Source organism: Allomuricauda ruestringensis DSM 13258 (assembly GCF_000224085.1).
GTDB lineage: Bacteria > Bacteroidota > Bacteroidia > Flavobacteriales > Flavobacteriaceae > Flagellimonas > Flagellimonas ruestringensis.
In genome coordinates this window covers 727,930-741,211 of sequence record NC_015945.1, presented here as the reverse complement: position 1 = coordinate 741,211, position 13,282 = coordinate 727,930, and the positions used below count along the sequence as shown (strand labels likewise).

Genomic DNA, 13,282 nt, shown 5'->3' with positions numbered 1-13,282 from the left:
CTATATGAAATCTAAAGTATTGTACATATTGCTTTTGGCAATGGGATTGGGCGGTGCCGTAAACGCACAACTGAACAATTATAAATATATTATTGTCCCAAAGAAGTTTGACGCATTCAAATCAGTAAACGAGTATCAGACCAGCACTTTGGTAAAATATTTTTTTGAACAAAACGGTTTTAATGTTGTTTATGATGATGCTATGCCTGTAGATTTGGCAGGCAATAGATGTTTAGGACTTATAGCCGACTTGGTTGATGATTCCTCGCTTTTTTCCACAAAAGTGACCATTACCCTCAAGGATTGTAACAATGTTGAGGTATTTAGGTCCGTTGAGGGAAAAAGTAAGATCAAAGAGTATGATGAAGCCTATAAGGATGCCATTCAGAAAGCATTTGTTTCTTATGCCGGTATGGATTATGCCTATGAGCCCAAAAAAGAAGAAGTAAAGAGTGAAGCACCAGTTACCGTTAGTTTTAAGGATGATGTAAAATCTGTTGAGAAAGAGTCCAAAGAGCACGTTGTGGAACAAAAGGCCACTTTAGAAGAACAGGTTTACAAAAGTGTAGAGCCAAAACCATCATCAATTGTAAGGGGCTCCGATAAGGATAAGATGGCCACGATTCCCACAAGCCTTTTATATGCCCAACCTACCGAAAATGGCTATCAATTGGTGGACAGTACACCGAAAGTTGTACTAAGGTTGGAAGCTACTTCGATGGAAAATGTTTTTATGACCGATTTCCAGGGCAATAATGCAGTGGTCTTTCAAAAAGACGGCAAATGGCTGTTGGAATATTCCGAGAACGGTAAAAAAGTACAGAAAGAACTGAATATCAAGTTCTAAAAATCATACTTGTTTTTCCATCTTTTCTTTAAAAAGTCCTTCATGGAATTTTCCCTTGGGTTGTTTCCAGGTTTATAAAATGTAGTTCCGGAAATTTCATCAGGAAGAAATTCAAAATCCACAAAATTATTTTCGTGGTTATGGGCATAGTCATATCCTTTTCCATACCCCAAATCCTTCATCAATTTGGTAGGGGCATTCCGGAGCGGAATAGGCACTGAAAGGTCTCCGGTTTGACGTACTTTTTGTTGGGCTTCGTTAATGGCCATGTAACTGGCATTACTTTTTGGCGAACTTGCCAAATAGGTAGCACATTGACTCAAAATTATCCTAGCTTCAGGGTATCCAATAGTGGTAACGGATTGGAAGGTGGTGTTGGCCAACACAAGGGCCGTGGGATTCGCATTTCCAATATCTTCGGATGCCAAGATGATCATTCGCCTTGCAATAAATTTTACATCTTCACCGCCCTCGATCATACGGGCCAACCAATATACAGCGGCATTTGGGTCGCTTCCCCGAATACTTTTTATAAAGGCTGAAATAATATCATAATGCTGTTCCCCGGTTTTGTCGTACAGCACCGTGTTTTTCTGAACCTTATTGAGCACTAAATCGTTGGTGATGGTAATTTTGTTGTTACCCTCCGAATTGATTAGCAATTCGAAAATGTTGAGTAATTTTCGTCCATCTCCCCCCGATAGGCGTAACAATGCTTCCGTTTCCTTCAGTTCAATTTGTTTTTTGGAAAGATGGGAATCCGTTTTAATGGCCCGTTCCAACAGTGCAATAAGGTCATCCTTTCCAAATGGGTTCAGGGTGTATACTTGACATCTTGATAAAAGCGCGGGTATCACTTCAAAACTGGGATTCTCCGTTGTTGCCCCAATAAGTGTCACCCAACCTTTTTCCACCGCACCGAGTAATGAATCCTGTTGGGATTTACTGAAACGGTGGATTTCATCAATAAAAAGAATGGGATTCTTCGATGTGAACAAGCCACCACTTTGCTTTGCTTTGTCAATTACCTCTCGAACATCCTTTACACCACTGCTAATGGCACTCAAAGTGTAAAAGGGCCGTTGGCTTTCAGATGCAATAATGTTGGCCAAGGTGGTTTTTCCCGTTCCAGGAGGACCCCAAAAAATCAGGGATGGGATAACACCGTTTTTGATTTGGGTGGTCAAAGCGCCTTGCTTTCCCACCAAATGTTGTTGACTGATGTAATCTTCTAAAGTTTTAGGCCGTATGCGTTCTGCCAAAGGTTCGTTCATGGAGTAAAAATAAAATAAATTTGATGGTCCATTGTTCTTACTTTGGAAAGGATTTTTGTTTTCGACCTGACAATTTGTATAAATTTAAGGTTGTGGCGGGATGTTTGATTTTGTGAGTATATGGGTTCAGATACATTTAAGTTTTCTAATACAGTAGTATTGGCGCCATTGGTGGCCGCACTTTCTATTTGGATTGTTTTTTGGGTTGAGGTGCAGTTTGGCATCAATCTAAACGATTATGGAGTTTACCCAAGAAGGTTATCCGGATTAAAAGGAGTGCTCTTTAGCCCATTTATTCATGGTTCCATAAAGCACTTGTACAACAATACCATTCCATTGGCCGTGTTGACGGCATTTCTGTTCTATTTTTACCAAAGTGCGGCGCTTCGGATATTATTGTTCGGGACACTGGTGTCTGGATTGCTTACTTGGGCAATTGCGCGACCATCGTACCACATTGGCGCGAGTGGTGTAATTTATTTGTTGGCGAGTTTTATTTTTTTTAAAGGAATTTTTGCCAAACATTATCGGTTGGTAGCACTGTCATTGATTGTGGTTTTTATTTACGGGAGCATGATTTGGTATATTTTTCCTGTAAAGGATGGCATATCGTGGGAAGGGCACCTTGCTGGATTTGCCACGGGGCTTGCGCTTGCCCTGGTCACCAAGGTTCGGATTCCCGAGGTTCGTAAGTACGATTGGGAACGGGAAGATTACAAGGAAGAGGACGACCCTTTCCTAAAACATTTTGATGAAGATGGTAATTTTATTGAGACCACTACGGAAGAGTCTGAACAAAAAATCGAAATCAGGTACCATTACAGGGAATCTGATGAGGAAGATTCTTAATTATTTCTTTGCCGAACCACCTCATAAAGAAAAACACCACAGGCCACGGAAACATTTAACGAACCAATTTTGCCCAATAGCGGGAGTTTTGCTTGGTGATCGATAATGTTTAGGGTAGAAGGGGAGATGCCTTTTTCTTCTGACCCCATAATTATGGCCGTAGGTTGGTTAAAATCTACTCCGTAAATCTCATCTTTGGCTTTTTCGGTAGCTCCGGTAATCACAATACCTGAAGATTGCAGGTAGAAAATGGCATCTTTTAGATGGTCCACTTTGGCAATGGGCACATTAAAAGCTGCGCCGGCAGAGGTTTTTACGGTGTCATCCGTAATGGGGGCGGCCCCATTTTTTGGAATAATGATGCCATGTACACCACAGCATTCCGCAGTACGGATAATGGCACCAAAATTTCGAACATCTGAAACTCCGTCGAGCATCAAAAACAAGGGGAGTTGTTCTTTGGATAGCACTTGTTCCACCAATTCTTCAAATTGATGAAACTGTACGGGGGATATTTGCGCCACTACACCCTGATGGTTGTTTCGGGTAAGGCGGTTCAGTTTTTCAACCGGTACATAGGATAGGCTAAGGCCATTTTTACGAACAGAAGATTCCAGTTCTTTGTAAAGTTCGCCTTTGAGACCCTTTTGGATAAATATCTTGTTGATGGGCTGTTCGGCGTTAATGGCTTCCATAACCGCTCTTATTCCATAGATTTGACTGCTCATTATTATTGCAATTTAAATGCAAAGATGCAATAAAGTAACCTATCCACTTCCAATGGGTGCATTATTTTTTAAGATGTTTTGAAGCAATGATTTATAGATCTAAAGCAATAATTCCGGGGTGATCCTTAGCATAATGGTATGATCTCCAGAAAAAACCATCTCCGGAAAACTTCCATACTACTTCTCCTTCGGTCGTAACCTCCCAAATGCCATAGTCACCTTCGGTAATAAGGGTGTTTCCATTGGGAAGACGAACTGCTCCAGAAACTTTTGGGGAATACAGTTCAGTATCTGTGAAACTCCACAGGATTTCAGGATTGGTAAGGTTTGGAACCGACTTTTGGTCAAGTGCATCGGGAAGCGCCAGTTCATGGACAGTGGATTGTTCGAGATCACCCCCATTGGTGAAAATGAGCATTTTTCCAGGCTCAAATAAATTTGGGTAATGGTTGTTTACAAATATTCTTTCGGAATCATCGTCACCATGGGCACTTGGGTTGCCAAAGCGATACACCAGGTCTCCGCCTCTTCCATAACTTCCGCCCGAGTGGGTTGCCGCTACTTCGGTTGTGGTGCTGTGGTCGAGGACCCATACTTCGCTGTAAAAATTAACGCTCAAAAATATCAGGTCGTTAATGGAATCGTAACCAAGACCGTTAATGTGCATAATATTGCCGTTTTCTGCATTTACATAATTTAGGTCAATCAATTGCGGGTTTGCTGCGACCTCCCCAAAATTTAATTTGGTATCATCAAAATCTTGGATTAAATGGTCTTTGGCATGCCACTCCCAAACAATCTCATCCGTGGTAGGATTAATTTCCAGAATGGATTCTGGGTAAAGGTCGGTATTGTGTTTGGAGCCATTGGCCAAGGATTCTTCCTGGGTCATTTTTTCCCATGCAATGCCCAACACGTTGCCGTTGGGCAATAATTCTACATCGTGGTGCAAACGGTGGTTGCTATTGGAATAGGTGAAATCCCACAGCACATTGCCTTCTTTGTCGATTATCTGAATTTTCCCTCCAAAGCCACCAAACAATATATCGGGTCCTTCGGCTTGTAATGCGGCCAAAAGTGTTCCATCTTCAAGCAGTACAACATCGTTTCCGATTTTACGGTCTCCCAATGGCCATTCGTACACCAAATCACCATTTTTGTCCATTAAATAAACACGGTTGCTCATGGCATCGTTTACCAGGATGTAATGGTCTTCTGCCAAAGCTTTGTTAAAGTAGGTTACCGTGCCCAAATCACCTTCCACAACCTCTTCGTTGTTTTCTTGTGGAGTTTCTTCTGTTGGTGTTTCTCCTTGTTCCGGGGTTTCTTCTCCTGACTTATCTGGAGTGATGGAGTTGTCGTTGTTGGAGCATGATAAAAGGAGTGTGGAACAAATTAATGCCAGAGATGTTTTGATTGATGATTTTAACATGTGCAGGTTGATTAATTAAGGAAAAAGAATATGTTATTTCTCGTTCAGGTAGTTGAAGACTTTAATTAAATCCGATTCCCCCTTAACATCTAAATTATTGTCCTTAATGTAATTTTTCAACTCTGATTTTAACGGCTCTTTGAACAGTTTGGCAATTTTGTTGGTTTTTGAAGGAATCTCGTCTATTCTGTTCACACCTTTTTCTTGGTAGTAGTATTCAATAAAGTGTGTAAACCTATTGGGAACAGCCTTAACAAAGGAGTTTTGTGCTTTCTGGCCTTCGGTAAACTTCACATTTACTCTTTTGTAGAGGTCGTAGGTTTTGCCATCTAAAACTGTGGTTAGATAGCCGTTCAGGGTATTTCCTTTTTTGTCGATAAAGGTGGCAAAGCCCATAGGTTTACCGTTTACCATCACTTTTATGGATTTATCTTTGGTAAGTGCAGCTATCTTTTCTTCTGATAAATTGGTTTTTTTTATTTCAATCTCTTCGTTGTATGCATTGTATCTGTAAAAGTAAGAGCCCATACTTTCGTCATCATAAAAAACAGGGGTTTGCACAAATGTATCATTCGTATACGGGGAACCAGCAAAATCGTCAATTCCTGTTTGTTTTGATAAGCGATCATATTGATCATCCATATCGCCAATTACAGTCGAGACCAGGGCACTGGACGCAGCGTTGTATGAACTGCCCGATGCTACTTGACCGGCATACTGAGCCGACATTAGATTGACCGTTAGAAATAGTAGTAATGGTGTGATGAATTTTTTCATGTAATTGAATGTTAATGTATTGTGTGTGTTTTTGTGATTAAAAAGATAAGAAATTAAGTAGGATAATTCTAATTAAGAACAAAAAAAGCCTGAATTTATTAATCCAGGCTTTTTTGTGTTTGAATACTTGATGGACTATAAGTTGTCCAAGCAGTAGTTCAACAATTCAATTTCGGCAGTAGGACTTGGACCTAAATCCAAAATCACATTACCGTTCGCAGAGGTGACTTGAAAGGTTATTTCAGAATCCCAATCTCCAGATACAAATTCAATGGAGATAACCTCAGTTCCATCAGGAACATTGAAAGACTCAGAAGCTGAAGCTCCATCTTCTATTAGATAGTTGGTAGCCTCACCGTCAATGGTTATCAAGACTGAAGCACCGTTCCATCCATCTCCATAGGAATCTTGCATATCTATCGTCCATTCCCCAGGAGTTGGAGGAGTTGGAGGGCATACAACCGTTGCATTGTATTGGAACGGAGATGCAAAGAAAGATCCTGTAGAGGTATCTGTGTTTTGACCGTTTGAGAACGTTCTACCGTCTACCAAATTGGCTGCAAAACGGATGGAGAATACATCGCCTCCATCTACGTTTGACTCGGATAGAGAAAGAGCACTTAACATTTCTGGAAGAGTGATGCTATAGGAGTATCTTGGAAATCCATATTCTCCAATAGTGAACTCAGAACTGGAAACGGTCCCAACTTGAACCTCGGTAGCACTAAAGTCTGTTCCTCCTTCTTCAATTGTGTTGTCTTTAAAGGAGACGAATACATCCAGGCTTTCTACCAGGGCACCGTCTTCTTCGTCCTGCATTTCTAATTCGACAGCAAAGTAGGAGTCGGATTGCCCAATGGGCAGTTCGTCCGATTCCACATTCACTGTTCTTAGCACAATACCACTTGTGGTATTGGCAAATACTTCGTCAATCACAGCGTCACCATCATCACACGAATTGAATGTGAATCCTACTAGCGCTAGAGCTGCGGCTAAAAGTGATTTATTTATAAATTTCATGATTTTCAATTTTTTTATGTTATTGAGCTTCTGGGAATGCTGGTGATGCCGGATTTGTATCCCAGAAAACCTGTCCTGTCATATCCGTTTTTTGTGTCAAATTCGGATTTGTGATAACCTCGGTTTGAGGGTAAAGGAAGGTTCTTGGGAACGGTCCTGGATTAGCTTCCCAGTTTGGGGCCAAGTTCGTTGGATATCCTGTTTTTCTATAATAGTTGTAGGCCTCGGCCGAACCACCATACAGAGTAACAAAATATTGATCGGCAAAGATGTTCATTTGATCATCTCCAGTAGCTGCTAGGAAATCGGCAATAATTCCATCTATCCAAGTTGTTACGTCTGTTCCTGAAGGCTCAAAACTTAAATCGGCAGTTGGATCCAAAGCAGCAAATGGTTTTACTTTTGCCATGGATTTGGTCAAAGCGGATTCGAAAAAATCAGCCACTACTGCATCAGATTCACCTTTGGCCATGGCGTTATCAGCTCTCCAAAAATCTACATAGGATGAAAGGATGATGGGCTGAATACCGGCTCCTCCACCGCCTTTGCCCAAACCTACTGTTGGATCATAGCTGGGATCATCTTCATCTACAGCAAAATCACTGTCGTCAAATTTACCAGCAGCTGGGTAAACACCGATTGCAGTTCTTGTGAAACCGTCTGGTGGTGTACCTTCGTTGTTACCATGTTGTCTTCCCCAGTAACCATTGGGCAAGCTACAGTACGCCCACTCACTTTCTTGATAGTGAATTGGAGGTACGGCCAAGGAGCACGCCAAGGTTTCTTCGTTGGGGTCAACTCCAGGAGCTCCTGGAGTTTCGGCAACTTGACGATAGAAATAGTAACGCAATCTTGGGTCGTCCACATTTTGCATATACTCCATTAACCAAAGGGCGCGGTAATTGTCAGCGCCGCTTGGCGTGTAATCATCAGCGTAGTTAGGATGACGGGTATCTGGTTGCAATTCACGACTTCCATATTGGAACTGAAAATCTTCCTCGGCCTCATCAATATAATTGTTTCCAGCGATTACAGCATCAAAAGCGGCAGTGTTACCTGTGGTAATATAAGCTTTTAGTCTTAACGAGTTTACTGCTTTGATCCACAAGGAAGAATCACCACCATAGTAGAAGTCTGTAGCTCCAACTGTTCCTGGATTTGTGGCAAACAAACTTTCAGCTTCGTCCAACAACGCCAATGCACTGGCATAAACAGCTGCTCCATCGTCCAATACAGGGGCTGGGAACTGGTCTGGGTCTCCGGCTTCTGAATAAACGGCTGAACCAATATAATCGGTTATTAACATAAGCATGTGGGCCTGAATTGTTTTGCCCACTGCAATATGGAAAGAATAATCCACATCGCTGGTTGCGTCGATGTCTTCTAATCGTTGAACATTGGAAAAGATACCCAAATCATAATCTGTTGAATATACTTCATCATCTCCCCAACCGCTACTGTAGGTTCTTTCCCAGACATCGTCCAGAGTTGAGCCTGGGTAGTTGTTGAAGTAGTTTCTTCCGCTCATGTACTCAATCCTGGTTAATTCACCTCCCAAGATGCTGAAATCATAAATGTTGCCAGCGTAGGCAAGCTGAATAGAATTCAGAAGCAATGCTGGGTCTGCCTGGTCGGCAGCAAGATCGTTAGGACTCACTAGGAGGTCCAGATCGGTTGTCTCACAAGAATTTAATAATCCTGCTAGTAGAAAGACAACGGTTATATATTTACCTATATTTTTCATAATATTTTAGCTATTTTTTATTTAAAACGATGCTTTGACGCTTAAACCGTATTTCCTAGCGCTAGGTCCGTTGATGAAATCGAATCCTTGGGCGTTACCGATTCCCGCACCTTGAACGTTTGGATCAAAGTTGGCGCTATCTGGCGTGTTGTATGCATCATACCAAAGGTTGAATCCTTGGGCGGTAATGGTCAAAGTTCCAAATGGAGTTTTGTCCAAGAACTTTTTCGGGAACGAATAGCCTAAAGAAACTTCTTGCAATCTGATTACGGAAGCATCATAAACTTTCAATTCGGCAGGACCGAACAAAACGTTATCGAAGTAGTAAGACGCATTGTTTGTCTGTTTGTTGTTCACTTCACCTGTACTTTGCAATACACCTGGCAATATGTAAGTGTTCTCTCTGTTCAAAGTTTCGGTAATCAAACCACGACCTAGAAGGGTGGCGATTGTATTTGACATGATGTCGCCACCTTTGGTATGGCTCAATTGGAAACCGAAGCTCCAATTTTTGAAGGACATGGTGTTGATGATGTTCATTATGTAATCTGGGTTTGGATCACCAATTACAGGAACATTTCCATCCAAATCTTGTTCTACAATTACATAATCACCGGCATCGTTCACTAATAGGTTGCCGTCTGCATCTCTACCGACCGCTGTTCCTACCATGGCCCCGAGAGGCTTACCTTCAATTGCAGCGTTACCACCTACAAACAGGGTAGAGCTACCTGCGTAAATGATAATGTCCTGCTCTTGCTCTGTTACTACTGGCTTGTACGTAGAGAAGTTTGCTCTAGTGTTCCAGCTAAATCCATCGGGAGAATCACTTCTGAACCAGTCCACCGAGGCATCAATTTCAATACCGTCACCTTCAATTTTACCAACATTGCTCTGCGTAAAGGTAAATCCTGTAGATGGGGATAATGGTTCACGCACGATCAAGTCGGTAGTTGTACGGTCAAAGTATGTGAAATCCAAAGAAACTCTGCTATTGAAAAATCTTGATTCAAAACCTAATTCGAATTCAGACAATAGCTCAGGCTTCAAATCTGGATTTGCTTTAAAGTTTGCAACTTGGTTTGTGGTAATCTCCCCACCTTCACCAAATACTTGCGTGTTCTGCTCAACAATACCTACAGTAGGGTAAGCCGTTGGGAAAGTAGCGGAAGACCCGATACCTGCTCTCAACTTTAAGAAGTTAAGACCTCCTTGCGACTGCAATTCTGGGAAAGCGGCCGTTGGCAAGAAAGAAATACTTCCACTGGGGTACGTTTTACTATTGTTTTCCGTAATCAAGTTGGATACCCAGTCCGTTCTGGTAGAACCTGTTAAGAACAACATGTTGTCATAATCCAAAGTTACCTGACCCAAAACACCGGCGATGTTTCTTCTTTCGGTATACTGGATAGGTAATTGGTTGGAATAGTTAAAGTGACGTACTACGCCATAAACCAACTGTCCTGTACTTTGAACCCCTTGCTGATCAAACGTGGTAGACCTTGTTGTTGCACCAGCGGTGAAAGTCATACCCAATTTTTCTGAAAGGTCATAGTTACCATTAAGTGCCAAGTAGTGGTCCCAGATGGTATTGTTGTTATCGTATGTGTTCAAGAAACCGAAAATGGCATTGTTGAAAGTAACACCACCTTTATTCGAATATTGAGTGTTTCTTTCGGTATAGAAGTCCATACCTGCTCTATAGGTTAGATCCAAATTGTCGGAAAGTGCGTAGTTGGCAGAAGCATTCCAGAAGAACCTGTTGGTCAACTGGGAATTTTGTGCATTTTTCACAATCCATCTTGGGTTCATGATGTCGTTACCATTTCTATAGTACACACTGGAATTGTCAATGGGATTTTCAAAAGGCAATCCCATCAAGTCAACGTTTCTTGGTGTAAAGAATACAGCACCGAACGTAGAGAAACCTAAACTACCATTACCTCTACTTGCCGCAACTGGAGGGGTGCGGTAGTCAGTTCTGGAATAGTTCATGGCAGCGCTAATGGTAAATTTGTTGGTAAGTTGTGTTCTACCACCAACAGAGATATTAAAACGCTGTAAATCGTTGCCAGGAACAAAACTTTCATCATTCAAGTAACCTAGGTTAACGTTGAATGATGTACTACCATCTTGAGTGCCACCGTTAATGTTGATGGATGTATTGCTTACACCGCCTGGTCTAAAGAAGTTTTCAACGCTATCGTAAGGTCTCCATTCATATCTTGCGTTTTGCAGCTCTGGGAAGGCATCCCTTGTGGCTTGAATCGCAGTTGTTGAATAAGGGTGTGGAAGCGTACCGTTGTCGTCGATAGCAGGTTGATTTCCCCATCCTGCAACTCCACCTCTTTCGAATTTAGGTCCCCAGTTACTGTAGAACCACCCAAAAGATTGGTCGAAACCACCACCGTACTCATCCTGATAATCTGGCAAGGAAGCCATGGCATTGACAAAATAAGATTGGTTTACCGTAATCTCTGTTTTTTTGGCACCACCTTCGCCAGAACCAGCTTTAGTGGTAATTAAGATTACACCATTCTTACCTTGTGTACCATATAGGGTGGCAGCGGCCAAACCTTTAAGTACTTCCACACTGGCAATGTTGTTCGGGTCCAAATCCAAGAACCTGGAAGAACCTGTGTTTCCATCAAGGAAGTTGCCCTGAGCGTTGGTATCGCTACTAAAAGGGACGCCGTCCACTACAAAAAGCGCCTGGTTGCTCCCGCTAAAGGAGCTTAAACCCCGGATTACAACGTTAGTACCAGAACCGGACATACCACCAGCAGCGGTAATGTTTACACCGGAAGCTTTACCGGAAAGCACTCTAGCAACATCACCATCGGCACGCTGTTCCAAGTCCTCTTCGCCAACAGACGAAACCGCATAACCCAAGGCTTTCTTTTCACGCTTGATACCTTGGGCGGTAACAATTACCTCTTCAAGGGCCTGGGTGTCTTCCACCATTTGAACATTGATTACGCTGCTGGCGCCGACAACTTTTGTCGAGGGTCTTTGCCCAATGTAAGTGAAAAGCAATGTTTGCCCCTCACTAGCACTAATAGCGTAATTTCCATCAAAATCTGTTTGGGTACCTGTTGTGGTCCCTTCAACGACAATGTTGACCCCAGGCAGCGGGAGCCCATTGGCATCCGTAACTGTACCTGTAATCGTCTTGTCTTGCGCATAGGATATATGCACAACAAACGCCAATAATAGCGTTAACAATCCATTAAGTTTTGTTCTCATTGTTAAATTATTTGAATTAGCTAATCGCTAAAATCATAATTTCATGTTAATAATCCAAACTAATTTTATAAAATCTTTAAGAGTAGGTCATTAAATGAGATAACTGCAAAATCATTTAAGTTCATTAATAACTCTGTAATTTGAAGGGGGTGTAATTGTTCTTAATGTAAATATTGGTTTTAAGACCCCATAAATGGGAAAGGCCTGGTTTTCAAAAGTTGTTTTTTTAAAGGTTTTACTGGAATTGATATGTTATGATTAGGGGTTAAGGGCAGTGTTAAGAAGGTGTGAATTTTTACTTTGAGTTCCCATACCTTAATATATATACCAATTTTTTTGCTTTTTCTTGGTCTTTTTGATGTGTAGAGTTGTGTTGGTTTTGAATTTTTTTGCTTCTGGTTGAAATTTAATTACTGGGGATTTGAATTATTGGGAATAATTACTACATTTGCAGCCCTCAAAATGAGGGTTATTTAGTTTTTAAAAGAAATTTAATGCCAACAATTTCACAATTAGTACGAAAAGGAAGGGCCACAATTACCAAGAAGAGTAAATCGGCTGCTTTGGATTCGTGTCCTCAAAGAAGAGGGGTTTGTACGCGTGTTTACACCACTACACCTAAAAAACCAAACTCTGCAATGCGTAAAGTTGCAAGGGTAAGGTTGACCAACGGTAAAGAGGTGAACGCATATATCCCCGGTGAAGGTCACAACCTCCAAGAGCACTCGATAGTATTGGTTAGAGGCGGAAGAGTAAAGGATTTGCCTGGTGTGCGATATCATATCGTTCGTGGTGCATTGGATACCGCAGGTGTTGCGGGCAGAACGCAACGACGATCTAAGTATGGTGCAAAGCGTCCTAAAAATTAATCATTTTTAAGAAGAAGAGATGAGAAAAAAACAGGCAAAAAAGAGACCGTTATTACCAGATCCAAAATTTAACGATCAACTTGTTACGCGTTTTGTGAACATGATGATGTGGGACGGTAAAAAATCAGTTGCATTCAAGATTTTTTATGATGCAATTGAAATTGTTGACGAAAAGAACACTGACGAAGAAAAAACGGGATTGGAACTGTGGAAGGATGCCCTTTCAAATGTTATGCCCCACGTAGAAGTTCGTAGTAGAAGAGTGGGTGGTGCAACATTCCAGATTCCAATGCAGATTCGTCCAGATAGAAAAATATCCACTGCCATGAAATGGTTGATCAGCTTTTCAAGAAAGCGTAACGAGAAATCCATGGCGCAGAAATTGGCAGCTGAGATTTTAGCGGCGGCCAAAGAAGAAGGTGCTGCAGTGAAGAAAAGAGTAGATACACATAAGATGGCCGAGGCCAATAAAGCATTCTCGCACTTTAGATTCTAA

General features: G+C 41.7%; 11 protein-coding genes. 4 read left to right on the top strand and 7 right to left on the bottom strand.

Annotated features, from left to right (window positions below):
• Positions 1-4: 4 nt before the first annotated feature.
• Entirely contained in the window at positions 5-847 is an 843-nt protein-coding gene (locus tag MURRU_RS03410; RefSeq protein WP_041801276.1) for a hypothetical protein, read from the top strand.
• On the opposite strand, the gene MURRU_RS03405 is transcribed toward MURRU_RS03410, so the two are convergent.
• Positions 844-2,121, bottom strand: a complete 1,278-nt coding sequence (locus MURRU_RS03405) for a replication-associated recombination protein A (RefSeq protein ID WP_014032024.1) — start codon at positions 2,119-2,121, stop codon at positions 844-846. The two genes, MURRU_RS03410 and MURRU_RS03405, sit on opposite strands and share 4 nt — an antisense overlap.
• Before the next feature lie 120 nt (positions 2,122-2,241).
• Here MURRU_RS03405 and MURRU_RS03400 point away from each other — a divergent pair, with 120 nt between their 5' ends.
• Positions 2,242-2,970 (top strand): rhomboid family intramembrane serine protease, encoded by a 729-nt coding sequence (locus tag MURRU_RS03400; protein WP_014032023.1) that lies wholly within the window; start codon positions 2,242-2,244, stop codon positions 2,968-2,970.
• Here the strand turns inward: MURRU_RS03400 and rlmB are convergent.
• The 6 genes from rlmB to MURRU_RS03370 form a co-directional block, all read right to left on the bottom strand.
• Positions 2,967-3,698, bottom strand: coding sequence for a 23S rRNA (guanosine(2251)-2'-O)-methyltransferase RlmB (rlmB, locus tag MURRU_RS03395; RefSeq protein ID WP_014032022.1), 732 nt, complete (start codon positions 3,696-3,698; stop codon positions 2,967-2,969). The two genes, MURRU_RS03400 and rlmB, sit on opposite strands and share 4 nt — an antisense overlap.
• Positions 3,699-3,789: 91 nt before the next feature.
• A complete protein-coding gene (locus MURRU_RS03390; protein WP_014032021.1) occupies positions 3,790-5,130 on the bottom strand; it encodes an aryl-sulfate sulfotransferase in 1,341 nt (446 codons plus the stop codon).
• A 33-nt stretch (positions 5,131-5,163) separates the two neighbouring features.
• Positions 5,164-5,907, bottom strand: coding sequence for a hypothetical protein (locus MURRU_RS03385; protein WP_014032020.1), 744 nt, complete (start codon positions 5,905-5,907; stop codon positions 5,164-5,166).
• Positions 5,908-6,042: 135 nt separating this feature from the next.
• Positions 6,043-6,927, bottom strand: coding sequence for a hypothetical protein (locus tag MURRU_RS03380; protein WP_014032019.1), 885 nt, complete (start codon positions 6,925-6,927; stop codon positions 6,043-6,045).
• 19 nt (positions 6,928-6,946) lie between these two features.
• A complete protein-coding gene (locus MURRU_RS03375; protein WP_014032018.1) occupies positions 6,947-8,671 on the bottom strand; it encodes a SusD/RagB family nutrient-binding outer membrane lipoprotein in 1,725 nt (574 codons plus the stop codon).
• A 21-nt stretch (positions 8,672-8,692) separates the two neighbouring features.
• On the bottom strand, positions 8,693-11,917 hold the full coding sequence (locus tag MURRU_RS03370; RefSeq protein WP_014032017.1) for a SusC/RagA family TonB-linked outer membrane protein: 3,225 nt from the start codon (positions 11,915-11,917) through the stop codon (positions 8,693-8,695).
• A gap of 494 nt (positions 11,918-12,411) precedes the next feature.
• On the opposite strand from MURRU_RS03370, the gene rpsL reads away from it, so the two are divergent.
• Together rpsL and rpsG are read left to right on the top strand one after the other, a co-directional pair.
• On the top strand, positions 12,412-12,786 hold the full coding sequence (gene rpsL, locus MURRU_RS03365; RefSeq protein ID WP_014032016.1) for a 30S ribosomal protein S12: 375 nt from the start codon (positions 12,412-12,414) through the stop codon (positions 12,784-12,786).
• A gap of 19 nt (positions 12,787-12,805) precedes the next feature.
• Positions 12,806-13,282: a 30S ribosomal protein S7 gene (rpsG, locus tag MURRU_RS03360; RefSeq protein WP_014032015.1), complete on the top strand. Its 477-nt coding sequence runs from the start codon at positions 12,806-12,808 to the stop codon at positions 13,280-13,282.

Coding starts and splice junctions, on each gene's coding strand:
- MURRU_RS03410 (WP_041801276.1), top strand. CDS start 5: ATGAAATCTAAAGTATTGTACATATTGCTTTTGGCAATGGGATTGGGC.
- MURRU_RS03405 (WP_014032024.1), bottom strand. CDS start 2,121: ATGAACGAACCTTTGGCAGAACGCATACGGCCTAAAACTTTAGAAGAT.
- MURRU_RS03400 (WP_014032023.1), top strand. CDS start 2,242: ATGGGTTCAGATACATTTAAGTTTTCTAATACAGTAGTATTGGCGCCA.
- rlmB (WP_014032022.1), bottom strand. CDS start 3,698: ATGAGCAGTCAAATCTATGGAATAAGAGCGGTTATGGAAGCCATTAAC.
- MURRU_RS03390 (WP_014032021.1), bottom strand. CDS start 5,130: ATGTTAAAATCATCAATCAAAACATCTCTGGCATTAATTTGTTCCACA.
- MURRU_RS03385 (WP_014032020.1), bottom strand. CDS start 5,907: ATGAAAAAATTCATCACACCATTACTACTATTTCTAACGGTCAATCTA.
- MURRU_RS03380 (WP_014032019.1), bottom strand. CDS start 6,927: ATGAAATTTATAAATAAATCACTTTTAGCCGCAGCTCTAGCGCTAGTA.
- MURRU_RS03375 (WP_014032018.1), bottom strand. CDS start 8,671: ATGAAAAATATAGGTAAATATATAACCGTTGTCTTTCTACTAGCAGGA.
- MURRU_RS03370 (WP_014032017.1), bottom strand. CDS start 11,917: ATGAGAACAAAACTTAATGGATTGTTAACGCTATTATTGGCGTTTGTT.
- rpsL (WP_014032016.1), top strand. CDS start 12,412: ATGCCAACAATTTCACAATTAGTACGAAAAGGAAGGGCCACAATTACC.
- rpsG (WP_014032015.1), top strand. CDS start 12,806: ATGAGAAAAAAACAGGCAAAAAAGAGACCGTTATTACCAGATCCAAAA.